The 20,855-nt window shown below is 71.2% G+C and carries 14 protein-coding genes; 7 read left to right on the top strand and 7 right to left on the bottom strand.

All coding sequences use genetic code 11. The annotated features are described in order from the left end of the window. Positions 1 to 57 precede the first annotated feature (57 nt). The 3 genes from ACYQ8Q_RS10165 to metH form a co-directional block, all read right to left on the bottom strand. The gene (locus ACYQ8Q_RS10165) at positions 58 to 1,665 is read right to left on the bottom strand and encodes an ABC transporter substrate-binding protein (RefSeq protein ID WP_460063767.1); all 1,608 of its coding nucleotides are present in this window, start codon (positions 1,663 to 1,665) and stop codon (positions 58 to 60) included. Positions 1,666 to 2,158: 493 nt separating this feature from the next. Beyond that, the gene (locus tag ACYQ8Q_RS10170; RefSeq protein ID WP_460063768.1) at positions 2,159 to 2,854 is read right to left on the bottom strand and encodes an HAD family hydrolase; all 696 of its coding nucleotides are present in this window, start codon (positions 2,852 to 2,854) and stop codon (positions 2,159 to 2,161) included. Between the two features lie 110 nt (positions 2,855 to 2,964). Next, positions 2,965 to 6,483 carry a methionine synthase gene (gene metH / locus ACYQ8Q_RS10175; RefSeq protein ID WP_460063771.1) on the bottom strand — a complete coding sequence of 1,173 codons (3,519 nt, stop codon included), beginning with the start codon at positions 6,481 to 6,483 and terminating at the stop codon, positions 2,965 to 2,967. Positions 6,484 to 6,836: 353 nt separating this feature from the next. Here metH and ACYQ8Q_RS10180 point away from each other — a divergent pair, with 353 nt between their 5' ends. The 7 genes from ACYQ8Q_RS10180 (at position 6,837) to ACYQ8Q_RS10210 (ending at position 15,753) form a co-directional block, all read left to right on the top strand. Beyond that, positions 6,837 to 7,601, top strand: coding sequence for an IclR family transcriptional regulator (locus tag ACYQ8Q_RS10180; RefSeq protein WP_460063772.1), 765 nt, complete (start codon positions 6,837 to 6,839; stop codon positions 7,599 to 7,601). A gap of 333 nt (positions 7,602 to 7,934) precedes the next feature. Then, on the top strand, positions 7,935 to 8,729 hold the full coding sequence (locus tag ACYQ8Q_RS10185; protein WP_460063775.1) for an MIP/aquaporin family protein: 795 nt from the start codon (positions 7,935 to 7,937) through the stop codon (positions 8,727 to 8,729). Positions 8,730 to 8,831: 102 nt separating this feature from the next. Then, complete coding sequence (glpK, locus tag ACYQ8Q_RS10190) at positions 8,832 to 10,370, top strand: glycerol kinase GlpK (RefSeq protein ID WP_460063777.1); 1,539 nt, start codon at positions 8,832 to 8,834, stop codon at positions 10,368 to 10,370. A 48-nt stretch (positions 10,371 to 10,418) separates the two neighbouring features. After that, positions 10,419 to 12,035 (top strand): glycerol-3-phosphate dehydrogenase/oxidase, encoded by a 1,617-nt coding sequence (locus ACYQ8Q_RS10195; protein WP_460063779.1) that lies wholly within the window; start codon positions 10,419 to 10,421, stop codon positions 12,033 to 12,035. 249 nt (positions 12,036 to 12,284) lie between these two features. After that, complete coding sequence (locus tag ACYQ8Q_RS10200) at positions 12,285 to 14,756, top strand: NACHT domain-containing protein (protein ID WP_460063781.1); 2,472 nt, start codon at positions 12,285 to 12,287, stop codon at positions 14,754 to 14,756. Positions 14,757 to 14,758: 2 nt separating this feature from the next. Beyond that, positions 14,759 to 15,199: a hypothetical protein gene (locus ACYQ8Q_RS10205; protein WP_460063783.1), complete on the top strand. Its 441-nt coding sequence runs from the start codon at positions 14,759 to 14,761 to the stop codon at positions 15,197 to 15,199. Then, complete coding sequence (locus ACYQ8Q_RS10210) at positions 15,196 to 15,753, top strand: SMI1/KNR4 family protein (protein WP_460063785.1); 558 nt, start codon at positions 15,196 to 15,198, stop codon at positions 15,751 to 15,753. The genes ACYQ8Q_RS10205 and ACYQ8Q_RS10210 overlap by 4 nt, the downstream gene beginning before the upstream one ends. A gap of 16 nt (positions 15,754 to 15,769) precedes the next feature. On the opposite strand, the gene mtnK is transcribed toward ACYQ8Q_RS10210, so the two are convergent. The 4 genes from mtnK to ACYQ8Q_RS10230 are packed head-to-tail and all read right to left on the bottom strand — an operon-like array spanning position 15,770 to position 20,652. Beyond that, positions 15,770 to 16,942 carry an S-methyl-5-thioribose kinase gene (gene mtnK / locus ACYQ8Q_RS10215; protein ID WP_460063787.1) on the bottom strand — a complete coding sequence of 391 codons (1,173 nt, stop codon included), beginning with the start codon at positions 16,940 to 16,942 and terminating at the stop codon, positions 15,770 to 15,772. A 15-nt stretch (positions 16,943 to 16,957) separates the two neighbouring features. Beyond that, complete coding sequence (locus tag ACYQ8Q_RS10220; RefSeq protein ID WP_460063789.1) at positions 16,958 to 18,004, bottom strand: ABC transporter permease; 1,047 nt, start codon at positions 18,002 to 18,004, stop codon at positions 16,958 to 16,960. 37 nt (positions 18,005 to 18,041) lie between these two features. Beyond that, positions 18,042 to 19,562: a sugar ABC transporter ATP-binding protein gene (locus ACYQ8Q_RS10225; RefSeq protein WP_460063792.1), complete on the bottom strand. Its 1,521-nt coding sequence runs from the start codon at positions 19,560 to 19,562 to the stop codon at positions 18,042 to 18,044. Then, entirely contained in the window at positions 19,549 to 20,652 is a 1,104-nt protein-coding gene (locus ACYQ8Q_RS10230) for a substrate-binding domain-containing protein (RefSeq protein WP_460063794.1), read from the bottom strand. Before ACYQ8Q_RS10230 ends, ACYQ8Q_RS10225 begins: the two co-directional genes overlap by 14 nt. Positions 20,653 to 20,855 lie beyond the last annotated feature (203 nt).

Genomic DNA, 20,855 nt, shown 5'->3' on the forward strand with positions numbered 1-20,855 from the left:
GGGCGCCGTCCCGGGCCCCGGCCGCGAAGAACGTATCACCCGACCGGAAGGGCTCCGTCAGTTGCTCACTCCGCGGCCGAGTTCCCACAGCTGGAGGGTGGCGGAGGAGTTGAGGGCGTACGCGGTGCCGGTGATGTCGGTGTTCGCGGCGACGTACTGCTTGCCCTGCCACAGCGGGAGGATCGGGACGTCGTCGGCGACGATGTCCTGGATCTCGGTGAGGCTCTTGCCGGCGCTGATGCGGTCGGCCTCGCGGCGGGACTGCGGGATCAGCTTGTTGATGATGTCGCTGTTGGTGTACGGCGAGTTGAGGGTGTTGTCCTTGTCGAGGAACGGCGCGAGGAAGTTGTCGGCGTCGGGGAAGTCGGGGAACCAGCCCATGCCGTAGACGGCGTACTCGCCCTTGCGCTCGGCGGGGGCGAAGGTGTCCCAGGCGGTGCCCTTGATGGTGACGTCGAACAGGCCGCTGTCGTTGAGCTGCTTCTTCAGCAGCTCGAACTCCTGCTTGGTGGCGGGACCGTAATGGTCGGTCGTGTAGTTCAGCGTGAGCTTCACCGGGGTGGTGATGTTCGCCCCGGTCAGCAGGGCCTTGGCCTTGGTGACGCTCGGGTCGCTGTACTTGTTGAAGAAGGCGTTGGAGTGTCCGGTGACGGAGGCCGGGACGAGCGAGTAGAGGGCTTCGGCCTGGGAGCCGTAGACCTGGGAGACCAGCTCGTTGCGGTTGACGACCTGGGCCATCGCCTGGCGCACGGCCTTGGTCTTCACGACGGGGGCGTCCGTGTTGAAGGCCAGGTAGCGGATCTCGAGGCCGGCCAGCTCGACGAGGTCGATGTCGCTGTCGGCGGCGGCGTCGGAGAGCTTCTTGATCTGCTCCGGGGACATGGTGCGCGTCATCACGTCGATGTCGCCCTTTTCGAGGGCGGTGTCCATGGCGTCGGCGTCGTCGTAGGACACCATGTCGACCTCGTCGTTGTTCACCTTCAGAGTCCCCTTGTAGTTGGGGTTCTTGGTGAACACGGCCTTGGTGATGGCGTCGCCGTCGGTCTCGGCCTTGAGGGTGTACGGGCCGGAGCCGTCGACCTCGAAGCCGTCGCGCAGCTTGTTCTTCTCGTAGTCGTCGGGGTTGACGATGCCGGCGACGGGGGTCGACAGCTTGGACGGGAAGGTGGCGTCGGCGGTCTTGAGATGGAAGATGACTTCGTTGTCACCCTGCGTCTCGACGGTGTCGATGGTGGACAGCAGGGCGAAGACGCCGGTGTCGGCCTTGATGGCGCGGGCGCGGTCGATGGAGAACTTGACGTCCGCGGCGGTGATGGCGTCGCCGTTGGCGAACTTCAGCCCGTCCCGGAGCTTGCAGGCGTAGCGCTCGTTGCCGCTGTCGGTGAATCCGCAGGACTGGGCCGCCTCGGGGACGGGGTCGCCGTCGCCCTTGGGCACGATCATCAGGGTCTGCACGGTCTGGCGCAGGATGTTCCAGGTGCCGACGTCGTAGGCGTAGGCGGGGTCGAGCGGTGCCGGGGCGGCCTTCGTGGCGGTGAACCGGTCGGTGGTGCCGACGACGATGGCATCGCCGCCGCCGCTCCCGCTGTCGGCCCCGCCGCAGGCGGCGAGTACGGGCGCGAGCAGACCGACCACGGCCGGCAGCACCAAAGTCTTGCGGTTCATGCTCGAGTTTCTCCAGAGCTGTCGGTCCGTGTACCTGGCATGCAAGGTTGTCGCAGCGGAGCACGGGGATAGGGGTGATGTTCCGCGAAGAGATTAGTCCGGACCGGCAGGAGGGTTCGCCGCGACCGGAGTTGAAAGCCCATCACGGAGCGAAACCGTATGCGAACGCATTGAAAAATCATGAGTGGAACGATCCGCGCAGCTGTCCATCAATCGGGACACAAGGGCGCGGCCAAATGCCCGGAACGCGGCGTCCGAACACAGGTTGGACTCCCCGTCGACCCCGCCTGACGTGGGGAAGGTCACACCGTCAACGGTCTGCGTCCGTCCGAAACGCAACCGTTACCGAAGATCGGAATTCTCCCGTGCGTACACCCGCCGAATTACCTTCCTATCGGCGGTGCACGCTCGGTGAACGAGTGCTGCGAATTCCGTCATCGAGAGGATCACCAATGATCGCGGGGGTGATCATCGGAGCGCAGCACAAGCGGAGTCACAGAGGCATCAGGCCGCGCAGAAAAGACAGGTCGACCTGTTCCAGGGAGGGCACCACGGTGCGCCGTACGGCGGCGGTGATCGGGGCGACGGAGGGCACCGCCACCACATGGCAGCCCGCGGCCTCGGCCGAGGCGACCCCGGTCGCGGTGTCCTCGACGACGGCGCAGCGGGCCGGGTCCACGCCGAGGCCGGTGGCCGCGAAGAGGTAGGGGTCGGGGTGCGGCTTGGTGCGGGCGACCTCGTCGCCGGCGACGGTCAGCGTGAAGTGCTGAGGGCCGAGCGAGGTCAGGACGCGGTCGATGATGCGGCGGTGGGAGGCGGAGACGAGGGCCGTGGGGATCTCGTGCTCGGCCAGCTCGGCGAGCAGCCGGGCGGCTCCCGGCATCAGGGGCAGGGCGCGGGTGATGCGGTCCTCGAAGCCGTCGTTGAGCAGGACGGAGAGTTCGGCGAGGGAGATGTCGGCTCCGGTCGCCTCGATCAGGAACCCGGCGCTGCGGCTCATCGGGCCGCCGACCACGACATGGCGCCAGGAGTCGTCGAGGGCGTGGCCGAGACCGGCGAAGATCTCCACCTCGACGTCCCACCAGAAGCCCTCGGTGTCCACCAGGGTGCCGTCCATGTCGAGGAGCACCGCCTGGAGGGCCGAGCCTTCGGCCGTTCGGGTCAGGGGCGCGGGTACCGTGCTGGTCATCCACGTACCTCCTTTGAGGGACGAGCAGGCCGGTTCCCGCTGGGGAACCGGCCTGCAGTGGACCGACCAGTGTACGACTTATCGGATCAGTGTGCTCAGTGACACGGATGTCACCGTGCGTTGAAGTACTTCGCCTCGGGGTGGTGGATGACGATGGCGTCCGTGGACTGCTCGGGGTGGAGCTGGAACTCCTCGGAGAGGTGGACGCCGATCCGCTCGGGCCGGAGCAGGTCGGCGATCTTGGCGCGGTCCTCCAGGTCGGGGCAGGCGCCGTAGCCGAGGGAGAAGCGGGCGCCCCGGTACTTCAGGGAGAACATGTCCTCGATGTCGGCGGGGTCCTCGCCGGCGAAGCCGAGTTCGGAGCGCACGCGTGCGTGCCAGTACTCGGCGAGGGCCTCGGCGAGCTGGACGGACAGGCCGTGCAGTTCGAGGTAGTCGCGGTAGGAGTTGGACGCGAAGAGCTTGGCGGTCTCCTCGCCGATGCGGGAGCCGACGGTGACGACCTGGAGGCCGACGACGTCGGTCTCGCCCGATTCCTGGGGGCGGAAGAAGTCCGCGAGGCACAGCCGGCGGCCGCGGCGCTGGCGGGGGAAGGTGAAGCGGGTGGCCTCGTTGCCGTGCTCGTCGAGGATGATCAGGTCGTCGTCCTTGGACACGCAGGGGAAGTAGCCGTGGACGACGGCGGCCTCGAGGAGGTTCTCCGTCTGGAGGCGGTCCAGCAGGCCGCGCAGACGCGGGCGTCCCTCGGTCTCGACGAGTTCCTCGTAGGTCGGTCCGTCGCCGGTGCGGGCCTGCTTGAGCCCCCACTGGCCCTTGAAGAGGGCGCCCTCGTCGAGCCAGCTGGCGTACTCCTTGAGCTGGATGCCCTTGATGACGCGGGTGCCCCAGAAGGGCGGGGTGGGCACGGGGTTGTCGGTGGCGACGTCGGAGCGGACGTGGCCCTCCTCGGGGCGTTCCTCGACGGCCACGGCGGCGCCTGCGGCGCGGACGCGGCGCTGCTTGAGCTCGGGCAGCTTGGCGCCGGGGACGCCGCGCTTGACGCCGATGAGGGCGTCCATGAGGTGCAGTCCCTCGAAGGCGTCGCGGGCGTAGCGGACCTCGCCCTGGTAGACCTCGTGGAGGTCCTGTTCGACGTAGGCGCGGGTGAGGGCGGCGCCGCCGAGGATGACCGGGTAGTCGGCGGCCAGGCCGCGCTGGTTCAGCTCCTCCAGGTTCTCCTTCATGATCACCGTGGACTTGACCAGGAGGCCGGACATGCCGATGACGTCGGCGCGGTGCTCCTGGGCGGCGTCGAGGATCGCGGAGACCGGCTGCTTGATGCCGAGGTTGACGACGTTGTAGCCGTTGTTGGACAGGATGATGTCGACGAGGTTCTTGCCGATGTCGTGGACGTCGCCGCGCACGGTGGCGAGCACGATGGTGCCCTTGCCGTCGGCCTCGGACTTCTCCATGTGCGGTTCGAGGTGGGCTACGGCCGCCTTCATGACCTCGGCGGACTGCAGGACGAACGGCAGCTGCATCTGGCCGGAGCCGAAGAGCTCGCCGACGACCTTCATGCCGTCCAGGAGGGTCTCGTTGACGATGTCGAGGGCCGGGCGGGTCTGCAGCGCCTGGTCGAGGTCGGCCTCCAGGCCGTTCTTCTCGCCGTCGATGATGCGCCGCTTGAGACGCTCCTCCAGTGGCAGGGCGGCGAGTTCCTCGGCCTTGCCGGCCTTGAGGGACTTGGCGGTGGCGCCCTCGAAGAGCTGCATGAGCTTCTGGAGGGGGTCGTAGCCCTCGGCGCGGCGGTCGTGGATGAGGTCGAGGGCCGTCTGCACCTCCTCCTCGCTGAAGCGGGCGATCGGGAGGATCTTGGAGGCGTGGACGATGGCGGAGTCGAGGCCCGCCTTGACGCACTCGTCGAGGAAGACGGAGTTCAGCAGGATGCGGGCGGCCGGGTTGAGGCCGAAGGAGATGTTGGACAGGCCCAGGGTGGTCTGGACGTCGGGGTGGCGGCGCTTGAGCTCGCGGATCGCCTCGATGGTGGCGGTCCCGTCCTTGCGGGACTCCTCCTGGCCGGTGCAGATGGTGAAGGTCAGGGTGTCGATGAGGATGTCCGACTCCTGGATGCCCCAGTTCCCGGTGAGGTCGTCGATGAGCCGCTCGGCGATCTCGACCTTCTTCTCCGGGGTGCGGGCCTGGCCCTCCTCGTCGATGGTGAGGGCGATCAGCGCGGCGCCGTGCTCCTGGGCCAGCCGGGTGACCTTGGCGAAGCGGGACTCGGGTCCGTCGCCGTCCTCGTAGTTGACGGAGTTGATGACCGCGCGGCCGCCGAGCTTCTCCAGGCCGGCCTGGATGACGGGCACCTCGGTGGAGTCCAGGACGATCGGCAGGGTGGAGGCGGTGGCGAACCGCCCGGCGAGTTCCTCCATGTCGGCGACGCCGTCGCGGCCGACGTAGTCCACGCACAGGTCGAGCATGTGCGCGCCCTCGCGGATCTGCTCCCGGGCCATCTCGACGCAGTCGTCCCAGCGGGCCTCCAGCATCGCCTCGCGGAACTTCTTGGAGCCGTTGGCGTTGGTGCGCTCGCCGATCGCCAGGTACGAGGTGTCCTGACGGAAGGGGACCGTCTGGTAGAGCGAGGCGGCGCCGGGTTCGGGGCGGGGGGCGCGCTCGACGGGCGTGGCGCCCCTCAGGCGCTCCACGAGCTGCCGGAGGTGTTCGGGGGTGGTGCCGCAGCAGCCGCCGATGAGGTTGAGGCCGTAGTCCCGGACGAAGTTCTCCTGGGCGTCGGCCAGGCCCGCCGCGTCGAGCGGGAAGTGGGCGCCGTCCTTGGTGAGGATCGGCAGACCGGCGTTCGGCATGCACAGCAGGGGCGTGCGGGAGTGCCGGGCGAGGTAGCGCAGGTGCTCGCTCATCTCGGCGGGGCCGGTGGAACAGTTCAGGCCGATCATGTCGATGCCGAGGGGTTCCAGCGCGGTGAGCGCGGCGCCGATCTCGGAGCCCAGCAGCATGGTGCCGGTGGTCTCGAAGGCCATGGAGACCAGCAGCGGGACGTCGGCTCCGGTGGCCGCCATGGCGCGCTTGGCGCCGAGGACGGAGGACTTCGTCTGGAGGAGGTCCTGGGTGGTCTCGACGATCAGGGCGTCGGCGCCGCCGGCGAGCAGGCCCTCGGCGTTGGCCTGGAAGCCGTCGCGCAGGACGCCGTAGCCGATGTGGCCGAGGGTGGGCAGCTTGGTGCCGGGGCCGATCGATCCGAGGACCCAGCGCTGCCGGCCGTCGCGGGCGCCGAAGGCGTCGGCGGTCTCGCGGGCGATACGGGCGCCCGCCTCGGACAGTTCGAACACACGGTCGGCGATGTCGTACTCGGCCATGGCGGAGTGGTTTGCGCCGAACGTGTTGGTCTCGACGCAGTCGACGCCCGCGTCGAAGTAGGCCTCGTGGACCGAACGGACGATGTCGGGCCGGGTGAGGTTGAGGATCTCGTTGCAGCCCTCGAGGTTCTCGAAGTCCTCGAGGGTGGGCTCCTGGGCCTGGAGCATGGTGCCCATGGCCCCGTCGGCCACCACCACACGGGTGGCCAGGGCCTTGCGGAGCTCGGACACACGGGTCCGGCTGTCGGCGGAAGGGGTCGGCGGCACAGAGGCCATGGAAGGGCTCCCTCGGATGCGACGGCTGTCGGCTTTGCGTGACCCCAGGATGCGTGCGGTACGGCTTCCCGGGGAGTGCGCACGCCGTCAGGGTAGCCGGGTCGGGGGCCGTATGGTCAGGGCGTCCACGGGGCGGACGGGGTCGAAGGGGGCCGGCAGTCGTGCCGGTGCTCGCGTGAAGGGCCCGTCACCGCCACACTGCCGCCACGTCACTCCAAGGGGTCGCGTGGCGTAACAGGTGTTGACCGACCATTAGCGGGAGGTCGACATGGACCGGTAGTGTTCGACATTGCCGAACGACGGTACTTGCGTGCCGCTCGTGATCGGCGAAGGGGACGGAGGCAGGAGGGCGGATGGCACGGAACATCCAGTCGGTCGAACGGGCGGCCGCGATGCTGCGGCTGCTCGCGGGCGGGGAGCGGCGGCTGGGCCTGTCCGACATCGCCTCCGCGCTGGGCCTCGCCAAGGGCACCGCCCACGGCATCCTGCGCACGCTCCAGCAGGAGGGGTTCGTCGAACAGGACGACACCTCCGGGCGCTACCAGCTGGGCGCGGAGCTGCTGCGGCTGGGCACCACCTATCTGGACGTGCACGAGCTGCGCGCACGGGCCCTGGTGTGGACGGACGATCTGGCGCGGTCCAGCGGTGAGAGCGTCCATCTGGGGGTGCTGCACCAGCAGGGCGTACTGATCGTGCACCACGTCTTCCGGCCGGACGACAGTCGGCAGGTGCTGGAGATCGGGGCCATGCAGCCGCTGCACTCCACGGCCCTGGGCAAGGTGCTGTCGGCGTACGACCCGGTGGCGCACAGCGAGGCCCTGGAGGCCGACCGCAAGCCGTTCACGGACCGCACGGTGTGCGACCTGGACGACTTCGAGCACATCCTCGACGTCACCCGTGCGCGGGGCTACGCGGCGGACGTGGAGGAGACCTGGGAGGGTGTGGCCTCGCTCGCGGCGCCCATCCACGACCGGCGGCGCATGCCGGTCGGGGCGGTCGGCATCACGGGGGCCGTGGAGCGGCTGCGCCGGGACGGCGAGCTGCGGCCCGAGCTGATCGCGGCGGTGCGGGACTGCGCCCGCGCGGTGTCGCGGGACCTGGGCGCCGGGCGCTTCTGAGCAACGACTTCGGGCCGGGACGCCATGGGGCGTCCCGGCCTTCGTCATGCCCGCGCGCGCCCCGCCGAGACCCACAGGGAGACCCACGTGGAGACCCACGCGGAGACCAGGGATCAGTAACGATCGCGTTTTCGCGAACCGAACTCTTGACGCACACGTAACGCCGGAGCAAGACTCCCGTCCATCGGTCGGCATTGTCGAACACCTACCGGCAATACGCGCTAGAGTGTGACAACGCCAAGGACCGGAATCGCTCTCACCCCCGAGGGCGCCAGACCCCCGGAGGGACCCGGGGAGAACGGCTTCCCTGGACGAAGGACAAAGGAGTCGCGGGTGTCCAGCTCCGACATCTTCATCGGCGAGACCATCGGTACCGCCATACTCATCCTGCTCGGCGGAGGCGTCTGCGCCGCCGTCACGCTGAAGGCCTCCAAGGCCCGCAACGCCGGCTGGCTCGCCATCACCTTCGGGTGGGGCTTCGCCGTGCTCACGGCCGTCTACACCTCGGCGCCGCTGTCCGGCGCCCATCTGAACCCGGCCGTGACGCTCGCGCTCGCGATCAAGGACGGCGACTGGAGCAACGTTCCGGTCTACTGGGCGGGCCAGCTCCTCGGCGCCGCGATCGGCGCGACGCTGGTGTGGGTCGCCTACTACGGCCAGTTCCACGCGCACCTCACCGACAAGGAGATCGTCGGCGGTCCGGGTGCGCAGGCCACCGCGACCAAGGCGGTCGAGGCCCAGGAGAAGGGCGCGGGTCCGGTTCTCGGCATCTTCTCCACCGGCCCGGAGATCCGGGTTCCCTGGCAGAACCTCGCGACGGAGATCGTCGGCACGATCGTGCTGGTCCTCGCCGTCCTCACCCAGGGCCTGAACGACAAGGGCAACGGCCTCGGCACCCTCGGCGCCCTCGTCACCTCGCTGGTGGTCGTCTCCATCGGTCTGTCCCTCGGCGGCCCGACCGGCTACGCGATCAACCCGGCCCGCGACCTCGGCCCGCGCATCGTGCACGCCCTCCTGCCCCTGCCCAACAAGGGCGGCTCCGACTGGGGCTACGCCTGGATCCCGGTGGTCGGTCCGCTGATCGGCGGCGCCATCGCTGCAGGCATCTACAACGTCGCCTTTGCTTAAGAGCACGAAGAGCACGCTGGGCTCCACCTCGGCCTTCACCGCACTTAAACAGCACCGCGCCGTACAGACAGCCCCTTACCCACGGAACCCCGGGAGCACTCAGTGACCGACGCCCACACCGCCGGCCCCTTCGTCGCCGCGATCGACCAGGGCACCACCTCCAGCCGCTGCATCGTCTTCGACAAGGACGGCCGTATCGTCTCGGTCGACCAGAAGGAGCACGAGCAGATCTTCCCCAAGCCGGGCTGGGTCGAGCACAACGCCAACGAGATCTGGACCAACGTCCAGGAGGTCGTCGCCGGAGCCATCCAGAAGGCCGGCATCACCCGTGACGACATCAAGGCCATCGGCATCACCAACCAGCGCGAGACCACCGTGCTGTGGGACAAGAACACCGGTGAGCCCGTCCACAACGCCATCGTCTGGCAGGACACCCGCACCGACGCCCTGTGCAAGGAGCTCGGCCGCAACGTCGGCCAGGACCGCTTCCGCCGCGAGACCGGCCTGCCGCTGGCCTCGTACTTCGCCGGCCCCAAGGCCCGCTGGCTGCTCGACAACGTCGAGGGTCTGCGTGAGCGCGCCGAGGCGGGCGACATCCTCTTCGGCACCATGGACACCTGGGTCATCTGGAACCTGACGGGCGGTGTCGACGGCGGCAAGCACTACACCGACGTCACCAACGCCTCCCGCACCATGCTGATGAACCTCCACACCCTGGAGTGGGACGACAAGATCGCCGAGTCCATCGGCGTCCCGCTGGCGATGCTCCCCGAGATCCGCTCCTCCGCCGAGGTCTACGGCGAGGTCACCGGCGGCAAGCTCGGCGACCTGCTCGGCGGCATCCCGGTCGCCTCCGCGCTCGGCGACCAGCAGGCGGCCCTGTTCGGCCAGACCTGCTTCTCCGAGGGCGAGGCCAAGTCGACGTACGGCACCGGCACGTTCATGCTGATGAACACCGGTGAGAAGATCATCAACTCGTACTCGGGTCTGCTGACCACCGTCGGCTACCGCATCGGCGACCAGGCGCCGGTCTACGCCCTCGAGGGCTCGATCGCCGTCACCGGTTCGCTGGTGCAGTGGATGCGCGACCAGATGGGCCTGATCTCCACCGCCGCCGAGATCGAGACGCTCGCGCTCTCCGTCGAGGACAACGGCGGCGCCTACTTCGTGCCGGCCTTCTCCGGTCTGTTCGCCCCGCACTGGCGCTCCGACGCCCGCGGTGTGATCGCCGGCCTCACCCGGTACGTCACCAAGGCGCACCTCGCGCGCGCCGTCCTGGAGGCCACCGCCTGGCAGACCCGTGAGATCACGGACGCCATGACCAAGGACTCGGGCGTCGAGCTCGCGGCCCTCAAGGTCGACGGCGGCATGACCTCCAACAACCTGCTGATGCAGACGCTCTCGGACTTCCTGGACGCCCCCGTGGTGCGCCCGATGGTCGCCGAGACCACCTGCCTCGGCGCCGCCTACGCCGCCGGTCTCGCCGTCGGCTTCTGGACCAGCACCGACGACCTGCGCGCCAACTGGCGGCGGGCCGCCGAGTGGACCCCCCGCATGGACGCGGAGACCCGCGACCGTGAGTACAAGACCTGGCTCAAGGCCGTCGAGCGGACCATGGGCTGGATCGAGGACGAGAGCTGACCCCCGCCCCCGCGCACAGCTCTCTCTGATGAGGAGTAAGAACCCGACATGACCAGTCAGTCCACCCTGAGTTCCGTGCCTGCCCTGGGGACGCACCCGGCCTCCGGCTCGAACCCGAGCCGCGCCGAGACCCGGGAGCAGCTCTCCAAGGCGTCGTACGACCTTCTCGTGATCGGCGGCGGCATCCTGGGCATCTCCACCGCCTGGCACGCCGCGCAGTCCGGCCTCAGGGTGGCCCTGGTCGACGCCGGCGACTTCGCCGGCGCCACCTCCTCCGCCTCCTCCAAGCTGCTCCACGGCGGTCTGCGCTATCTGCAGACCGGCGCGGTGAAGCTGGTGGCGGAGAACCACTTCGAGCGCCGTGCGGTCTCCCGCCAGGTGGCCCCCCACCTGGCGAACCCGCTCACGTTCTACCTCCCCGTGTACAAGGGCGGGCCGCACGGCGCGGCGAAGCTCGGGGCGGGCGTCTTCGCCTACTCCGCCCTGTCGGCCTTCGGTGACGGGGTCGGGCATCTGCTCTCCCCCGCCAAGGCCGCGCAGGACGTGCCCGAGCTGCGCACCGAGAACCTCAAGGCCGTGGCCGTGTACGGCGACGACCAGATGAACGACGCGCGCATGGCGCTGATGACGGTCCGCGCGGCCGTCGAGGCGGGCGCGGTCGTCCTCAACCACGCCGAGGTCACCGGTCTGCGCTTCACCCGCGGCCGGGTCACCGGCGCGGACCTGAAGGACCGCACCTCCGGTGACGAGTTCGGGGTGAACGCCCGGCTGGTGCTGAACGCGACCGGTCCCTGGGTCGACCACCTGCGCAGGATGGAGGACCCGAACGCGGCCCCCTCCATCCGGCTGTCCAAGGGCGCGCACCTGGTCCTGAAGCGGACCTCCCCGTGGAAGGCCGCGCTGGCGACCCCGATCGACAAGTACCGCATCACCTTCGCCCTCCCCTGGGAGGACATGCTGCTGCTGGGCACCACCGACGAGGAGTTCGAGGGCGACCCGGCGGACGTCGCGGTCAACGACAAGGACATCACGCAGATCCTCGACGAGGCCGCGTTCTCCGTCCGCGACCAGCAGCTCTCCCGTGACAACATCACGTACGCCTTCGCGGGTCTGCGGGTGCTGCCGGGCGGGCCCGGCGACACCGCCAAGGCCAAGCGCGAGACGGTCGTCACCGAGGGCCGGGGCGGGATGCTGTCCGTCGCGGGCGGCAAGTGGACCACCTTCCGGCACATCGGCCGTACGGTGATGCAGAAGCTGGAGGCGCTGCCGGGCCACCCCCTCGGTGACGACTTCGAGCCGATCTCCTCGCTGCCGAAGAAGCTGCCGCTGCCCGGCGTGGCCAACCCGCGCGCGGTCGCCCACCGGCTGCTGGTGGACAACCCGGCGCCCGGCCCGCGCATGGCGGCCGACACCGCCAAGCACCTGGCCACCCACTACGGCTCGCTGGCCTTCGACATCGCCCGGCTGGCGAACGACAACCCCGAGCTGGGGCAGCGCGTCCACCCCGACGCCCCCGAGATCTGGGCGCAGGTCGTCTACGCCCGTGACCACGAGTGGGCCGAGACGGCGGACGACGTGCTGCGCCGCCGCACCACGCTGACGATCCGCGGTCTGGCCACGGACGAGGTACGCGGCAAGGTCCAGGACCTGCTCGACAAGAAGTAGGCCTATAGGAAAGACCCGAGAGGGGCGGCTCCGCCGACGCGGAGCCGCCCCTCTCGGGTGCTTGCCCCGCCTGGGCGCACTCGCTTCGACACGCCCCCTGAACGCTTCCGCGCGCTCCCCCACACGTATGTCGAACAGCGCGTTCGTTGCCGAGTACGGCCGCTAGAACGGGTCTCTCTGCACCACGGAGACGGCACAACGGGGGGTCGGATGAGCGGAGGATGGCACAGGGCGCGGGTGCGCCGGCGGATGGGATTCGCCGTGTGCGCGGGGGCGCTCGCGGCGCTCGCGGCGGTCCTGCGGTTCTGGTCGGACAACGCCGCGACCGCGGGCGTACTGATCTCGGCCATCGGCGCGTTCGTGTCGGTGGCGGCGCTGCTGGCCGACGTCCTGCGCGGGGACGCCGACCCGGTGTACGGCTCGCCGCACGAGGAGCGGCGCCGGGCCGCCGACGCGCTGGCCGAGGCGGTCGGGGAGCAGTGGGCGGCGGAGGCGCGGTTACGGCGGTTGCAGGACCCGGTGCCGCTCGAGGTGAGCTGGCGTCCGGCCGACCGCCGCCTGGCGGACCATCCGGAGAACATCCGTCGGGTGGAGTCGCTGCCCGCGCCCCGGGAGGGCGAGGCCGGGGAGACGGCCGGCTCGTTCGCGCGGCTGCCCGGCCGGCGGGTGGTGGTGCTGGGCGGGCCGGGGTTGGGCAAGAGCGTGCTGGCGGTGCGGTTCGTGCTGGACCGGCTGGCCGCGCGCCGGGCCGGCGGACCGGTGCCGGTGATCTTCCCGCTGGCCGGCTGGGACCCGGTGCGCACGGGGCTGCGGGACTGGCTCGCGGACCGGCTGGCCGCCGACTACCGGCCGCTGGCGGGCCCGGCCGACGGCCGGCGCACCCTGGCGCGCGCCCTGCTGGACGCGGGGCTGGTGCTGCCGGTCCTGGACGGCTTCGACGAGCTGGCGCGGTCCGCGTACGGGGATGCCGTACGGCGGGTCAACGCCGAACTCGACGTCGCTCTGCCGTTGGTGGTCACCAGCCGCAGCGACGCCTGGGCGGCGGCGGTCGCCGAGGGCGATGTGCTCACGGCGGCCGAGGTGGTCGAGCTCCTGCCGCTCGGCCTCGACCGGGCGGCGGCCCATCTGGAGCGCACGGCCCGCCCGTTGTACCCGGTGGGCGAGGAGCCGTGCACGGTGTGGACGCCGGTGCTGCGGGAACTGGCCCGGCGGCCCCGGCTTCCCCTCGCGACGGCGCTCACCACCCCGCTGATGGTGGCGCTGGCCCGCGCGGTCTACGGCGACACCTCCCGGGACCCGTCCGAGCTGCTGGACCCGCGGCGCTTTCCCACGGCCGACGCGGTCGAGGAGCATCTGCTCGGCGCGTTCGTGCCGGCCGCGTTCACCGACGCGGGACCGGGCGTGACGGCGGACGCGGTGCGCCGGCTCACCCTGCTGGCGCGGGAGCTGCACCGCCGTGGCACGGGCCGGCTCGCCTGGTGGGAGCTGGAGTCGCTGCTGCCGCGCGCGCTGCCGGTGTACGCGCCGGGGGTGCTGGCGATGGCCCTGCTGTCCGTGCTGCTGCTGCCGGTCGCGCTGGCGCGGGCCGCCCGTGATCTGGCGGGCGTGGAGGACGCCGTGTCCCTGGCCGCAACGCTGGCGGGGCAGACGCTGGGGTTCGCGATCGGGGTGCTGTGTCTGCTGCCGACGGGCCGGGGCCGGCCCGGCCCGCGGCTCCTGGCGCGTCAGACGCTGGTGACGGCGGCGGCCTCCGCGATGCTCTGGGCGGGTTTCGCGGCGGCCGACGATCTGCGGTTCGGGTTCCGCTTCGGCGGGGTGACCGACGGCTGGGTGCCCGATCTGCTGGGCGGCTGTCTGTTCTCGCTGCTGTTCACCCTGTTCTTCGGCATCGCGGGGCTGCCGCGCCGGCCGGTGCCGCTCGGTCTGCCCTGGAGCGGCGCGGCGGGGCGGGCGGCGGCCCGGATCTGCGGCGCGGCCCTGCTGGTGGGCGGGACGGTGGCGGCCGGCGCCGCGCTGCTGGGCCGGTCCGGCAGTCCCTGGACCGTGCTGATCGGGGTCACCTGTGCCGGCACGGGGGCTGCGCTGCTGCTGAGCGGGGGCCGCCCGGCCGGGCAGGACGGGGGCCGCCCGCCCCGGGCCGGCCGGGTCGCCGGGCGGTTCGCCGCGGGTCTGCTGCGCGGTACGGCGGTGGCCATGCTGATCGGGGTCGTCTCCTGCACGGCGGCCGGGCTGGCCGCGGTGGGCGTGACCGTGCTCAAGTCCGGTACCGCGAGCGGGCTGCCGGGCGCCGAGCGCGGCGGGTGGAGCTATGCGGAACGGCACGGGGTGCGCAGCGCGGCCACCGGGCGGGAGCAGCGCGGCACGCTGCTGTTCCCCGGCCATGGCGCCCGGCCGGTCGCCTACCCCGCCGGGGTGCGGCCGCCCGACTGTGCGATGCCGCTGCTGCGCGACCGCCGTTGTGTGCCGTTCGTGTCGCGGCACACGGTGTTCGAGTCTCGGGGCGGCGCGGTGGCGGTCCGGCTCGCGCTGCCCGGGCGGACCCCGCCGACGGTGGCGTACGCGGCGAACCTGGGGTCCGTGCTGCCGGAACCGGGCCGGGCCTGGCTCACGGAGGGGCCTGCGGCGGGGCTGCTGGCGCGCTGTCTGCCGCCGTTCGTGGCCGCCGGGGTGCTGATCGGGGTGGTCGGCGGGTGTGTGTGCGGGGTGTGTACCGGGCGCTGAGCGTGCCCTCGGACATCATGCGGGCCACCGGTCCCGCCTCGTCGCTCGCCACCGACCGGGCGGCGTCCTTCACCCGGGGCGCGGTCGTCGCGCTGCTGGTGGCGCTGGTGTGCGTGCCGGTGGTGGCGCTGCCGGGCGACTGGGGCGGGCTGGTGCACATCGGGACGCAGTTGTGGCTGCCGCTGGGCACGGCGGCGCTCGCGCTGAGCGCGTGGGGCCGGTTCACCGTCGCCCGGGTCTGGCTGGCGGTGAGCGGGCGGATGCCGTGGCGGCTGATGGCCTTCCTGGACGACGCCCATCGGCGCGGGGTGCTGCGGCAGTCGGGGGCGTACTTCGAGTTCCGGCACGTCCGGCTGCAGTCGTATCTCGCGGGGGACGCCCGGGACCGGGCGGCGTATGCGCGGGACCCGTTGTCAGTGCCGGGTGCTTCCATGGACGTATGAACACCGAACAGGCGGATCCCGTCGAACTGGCGGCCCTGCGGGCGGCCTTCGCCGTGGACGACGGCGGCGCGTCGGCGCTGGGCTGGGAGGCGGTGCACGCCTTCGAGGGGGAGCACGGGGTGGTGCTGCCGGAGCCGTACCGGACGTTCGTGGCGGAGATATCGGACGGCTCGTACCAGGGGCCGCCGGAGTACGGGCTGGTGGGGCTCGCCGAGGTGCCGTCGGACTGGGGCGGCGGGGAGCGGCGGAAGCCGGGCCTGCCGTTCCCGCTCACCGAGATGTGGGTGTGGGAGGACGACGACGGGCCGTACGACGACCCGGAGGCCGTCATCGAGCAGGTGCACGACCACGGCTCGATCGTGCTCGGGACGGACGGGTGCGCCATGAACTGGCACCTCGTCGTCACCGGCCCCCACCGCGGTCAGATCTGGCAGGTGACCGACGTGGGCGCGCTTCCCTTCGGCGCGGAGTTCGGTCACACCACCTCCGCGCCGGGTTTCTCCGGCTGGGTCGCGCACTGGGCGGCCGGTAAGGAGTGGTTCGACGGGGAGTGACCTCGTTCGGCCTCGCTCAGCCCAGCGACTCGACCACCGCCCGCACGGCCGCCGCATCCGTCAGTTCCCCGCGCCGCACGATCAGTTCACGGCCGAGGAGCAGGGTGCGCCGGGATGCCGAGGCCGGGTCCGGCAGGGTCGTGAGGTCGGTGAGGTGGGCGAAGCCGATGATCCGGCGGACGATCTCCGTGCCGGCGAAGCCGACCGCGTCCGTCCACACGCGGCGCAGGAAGCGGTCGAGGTAGGCGTCGTCGAAGAAGGTGTCGACACGGGCCGGCCACCGCCGGCGGAACTCCGTCTCGAACGCCTCCCAGGACAGCCGGAGCTGTCCGGCGTGGTCGGACAGCGTGCCGAGGGCCCGTGCCCGCTGCTCCGAGACCAGGGCGTTGGCCCAGTACAGGCCGAGGTCGTAGCCGATCGGCCCGACGAAGGAGAACTCGGGGTCGAACACCCGCACCACGGGGGCGCCTTCGCGCTCGCCCACCATGACGCTGCCGGTGTGCAGGTCGCCGTGGAGGAGGGCCTGGGCGCCGGTCATGAAGGTGTGCCGGAGGTCGGCGACCTCGGTGCGCAGCCGGGCGTCGGCGCGGAAGGCGGCGGCCAGGTCGTCGAGGTCCGGGTGCCAGTGGTTGTGCTCGTGTTCGATGTAGGGCTCGGAGAGGACGACATCCTCGGTGATCTTGCACAGCTCGGGGTTCACCGAGACGGCGAGCAGGGCCTTGCGGTCGGCGGAGGACATGCCGAAGTCGCTGGTGGCGAAGGTGAGCTGGGCGACGAACTCACCGATGCGGGCGGAGGTGTGCGGGCCGTACGGGGCGCCCTCGTTGAGGGCGGTGCGCAGGACCTCCAGGTCGGAGAGGTCCTCCATGACGAGGGCGTGGTGCTCGGGGTCGTAGCCGTGGATCGCGGGGATCTTGTCGGGGGCGACCCTGGCGACCTGCTCGTAGGCGCGGGCCTCGGCGTCGGCGCGGTCGGGGCTGAGCGGCCAGGAGGGGCCGGCGACCCGGACCCAGGGCAGGGCCTGCTTGAGGGCGAGGCTGCGGGTGCCGTCGGCGTTGGAGGCGAGGAAGACGCGGTTGATGTTGCCGTCGGACACCTCCCGGACGGTGATCTCCTCGCCGTCCGGCCAGTGTCCCCGCTCGCGCAGGTACGCCGGGATGTCGTCGGTCTCCAGGACGCGGTAGCCCATGGTCGGTGAACTCCCTTATGCGGTGCGGCGCTTGGACAGGGTGAAGCTGAAGACCAGGGCGAGGATGAGGACCGCGCCCTCGACGACGTCCTGGGTGTAGTACGGCAGGCCCTTGATGGTGAGGCCGGTGGTGATGATGCCGATCAGGACGGCGCCGAGCGCGGTGCCCCACACATTGGGGCGGCCCCGGCCGAGCACGGAGGTGCCGACCAGTGCCACGGCCACCGCTTCCAGCAGCTGGGAGGTGCCCGCCGACACATCGCCCTGGCCGATGCGGGAGGCGAGGATCAGTCCGCCGACGGAGGCGAGGACGCCGGAGACGACGTAGGCCAGGGCGCGGTAGGCGCCGACGCGGATGCCGGCGAGGCGGGAGGCCTCGGGGTTGGCGCCGATGGCGTACAGGATCCGGCCCCAGCGGGTGCGGGCGAGGAAGACCCAGGCGGCGACGGTGAGCGCGCCGAAGATCAGCACGGAGATCGGGACGCCGAGGACCGTGCCGCGGTCGATCTTCAGGAAGCCGTCGGTGAACTTTCCGGGGGCGGTGGAGCCGTCGTCCAGGGTCATGCCGGGGGTGATCGACTGGCCGTCGACGAGGATCAGCTTGCTGCCCTGGATGACGAACATGGTGCCGAGGGTGGCGAGCATGTCGGGGATCTTCAGGACGACGATCAGCAGCGCGTTGAGCAGTCCGGCGAGGGCGCCCGCGACGAGGACGGCGAGGATCGCGACCGTGCCGACCTGGTTGTGGACGACCATGGTCTGGGCGGCGACGGAGACGCCGAGGCCGGCGACGGCGCCGACGGACATGTCCATTCCGCCGACGGCCATGGTGAGGGTGACGCCGAGGCCGAGGATCGCGGCGACGGAGACGTACCGCAGGGTGTCGAGGAGGGTGGCCGACTCGCGGAAGGAGCCCTCGGTCAGCGCGAAGTACAGGAAGAGCGCGACCGTGACGAAGAGGAACCCGTACTTGATGACGGCGTTCTGGACGCGCAGGGCGGTGCCGGGGGCGGGCGGGGTCGCCGCCTTCGCCGGGGCCTCGGTGCTCTGGGTGGTGGTCATGGGGTGCTTTCCCGGGACTTCGTGGGGCGGGCCGGCGTCAGACGGACGCCGAGATGGTCTGGATGACTAGGTCGCGCTCGGCGTCCTCGCCGTGGGCGTCGAGGTGGATCTCGCCGGCGGCTAGGACGACGACCCGGTCGGCGATCTCGAGGACCTCGTCGACGTCGGCGGACAGGACGAGGACGGCGGCGCCCTCGGCGGCGAGCGCCCGGGCCCGGCGGCCGATGTCGCGGCGGGCGCCGATGTCCACTCCCCGGAACGGCTCGTCCAGGATGAGGACACGCGGGGTCTCGGCGAGCCAGCGGCCGACGACGACCTTCTGCTGGTTGCCGCCGGACAGCTCCTCGACGGTGCTGTGCTCGTCGCGGGTGACGACTCCGAGGGCGTCGACGGTGGCCCGGCCGAGGGCGTCCTCCCTGGACCGCTGGACCAGGCCGGCGCGGGAGAGGGACTTCAGGAACGGCAGGGAGACGTTCTGCGCGATCGACCAGCCGGGCACGAGGGCGTCGGCGTGCCGGTCCTCGGGGACCAGATGGACGCCGGCCCGGATGGCGTCGGCGGGGCGGCGCGGGGTGTAGGCCGTGCCGGCCAGTTCGACCGTGCCGGTGGTGAAGGGTTCGGCGCCGAAGAGGCCGCGGGCCAGTTCGGTCTTGCCGGCGCCCAGCAGGCCGACGACTCCGGTGACTTCCCCGGTGCGCAGATCGAGGTCCAGGGGCGCCCGGCCGTCGAGGAGGCGCACCCCGCGCAGGGAGAGCACGGTCTCGCCCCGCTCGCCCTCGCGGACCGGGCGGGCGGTGGCCGCCTCCTGGGCCTGGGCGAGCATCGCGCGCAGGGCGGCGTCCCAGTCGAACGGCCGGGCCTGGTCCTCGGTGAGGAGCCCGTCGCGCAGGACGACCAGCCGGTCGGCGAGCGCGTCGATCTCACCGAGGCGGTGGGAGACGTAGAGCACGGCGATGCCGTCCTCGCGCATCCTGCGGATGAGCGCGAAGAGGCGCTCCGCCTCGGCGGCGGAGAGCGCGGAGGTCGGCTCGTCGAGGATGAGCAGCCGGGGCCGGGTGGCCAGGGCACGTGCGAGGATCAGCAACTGCCGGTCGGAGATGCCGAGTTCGGTGACGTCCTGCTTCAGTACGGCGTCGCTCCAGTCCAGGCCGAGGCCGGCCTGGATCTCCCGGGCGCGGGCGAGGGTGGCGCGGCCGCCGAGGAAGGGGTTGCCGCGCCGCTGGGCGAGTTCCTCGAAGACCAGGTTCTCGGCGACGCCGAGGCCGGGCACGATGCCCTCGCCGATCCGCTGGTGGACGGTCTGGATGCCCAACTGGCGGGCGGCGAGCGGCGACTGGAGAGCTGCGGGCTCCCCGGCGACCCGCACCTGACCTCCGTGGTCGGTGTGCACACCCGAAAGGATCTTGATCAGGGTGGACTTGCCGGCGCCGTTCGCGCCGAGCAGCGCGACCACGCTGCCCGGGGCGATGTCCAGCGAGACCGAGGCGAGGACGGTCTTTCCGCCGAACGCCATGCTGACGTCGGTGAGCGCGACCGCCGGTGTCTCAGTGGGCGACATTCGAGATCCAGTCCGCGGTCGAGACCTCCGACAGGTTGAGCGCGGGCAGCGCCTCGCGGAGTTCGTCCATGTTGGCGATCTTCTTCTCGCGCAGGAAGTCCTGGGTGATGGCGACGGCCGGGAACTCGACGGAGGTCTTGTTCAGCTGTCCGGCCAGCTCCAGCGCGGTGGTGCGGACGACGGCCGCGCCGACGGCGGAGGGGTCGGTGCCGGCGGTCGCGACCCAGGGGCTGTCGGTGGCGGTCATCTGCTGGATGTCGGCGTTGGAGACGTCCGCGCCGAAGACCTTCACCTTGTCCTGGAGCTTCTTGTTCTGCACGGCGAGGACGGTGCCCTTGGCGAGCTCGTCGTAGGGGGCGAAGACGCCGGCCACGTCGGAGTGCTGGGTGAGCGCGGCGGAGACCAGGGGAACGTTGTCGGTGGCCGTGGAGTCGGTGACCTTGCCGACCTTGAACTGCTGCTTCCAGCCCTCGGAGGTCACGGTGGACTTCCAGACGGTGTCGCGCTTGTCGAGGGCGGCGTAGCCGGCGACGTTGACGTAGCCGACCTTGGCGTCCTTGCCGACCTCCTTCGCCATCACGTCGAGGACGGCCTTGGCCATGCTCGCGTCGTCCTGCTTGGTGGAGACGACCCCCTTCGTGGAGGTCTCGACGTCGTAGACGACGACCTTGACGCCCTTCTTCACGGCCTTGTCGATCTCGGGCTGGATGGTCGCCGGGAAGCCGTGGTCGATGATGATCGCCTGGGCGCCGGAGTTGATCGCCGAGGACAGGTCGGTGGCCTGCTTGGCGTTGTCGGCCTGGGCGTCGTACACGGTGAGGTCGATGCCGAGGGCCTTGGCCTGGGCCTTGGCGCCGTTGCCCCACTGCTCGAAGTAGTCGCCGGCACCGCTCTGCCGGACCAGGGCGACCTTGACCGTGCCCTTGCTGAAGGGGGCGGGCTTCTTGCCGGTGGCGGCGGAGGCGGAGGCCGCGGTGTTGCCGGAGTCCTGGGAGTCCGAGGCGTCGGAGGACTGCGAGCAGCCCGACAGGACGAGGGCGGAGACGGAGGCCAGCGAGAGCGCGGCGAGGGGCAGACGGGTGCGGGACATGGGTGTGCTCCAGGTGCGGGGGTGGTGCGCGGGGGTGTGACGGGAATGCGTGAGCCCGGAGCAGGGGACGGCAATGGGCCACCGTGCGGACGGCGGGGAACGCCCGGCGGAACGCGGGCGCGTCAGGGCTCCGGGAGGGGTCAGCGACAGCTGGCCGTGGTCGACCGGAGCAGGTCCACGTACAGCCGCCGCACGAGCAGCAG

The organism is Streptomyces sp. YKOK-I1, from assembly GCF_054660435.1.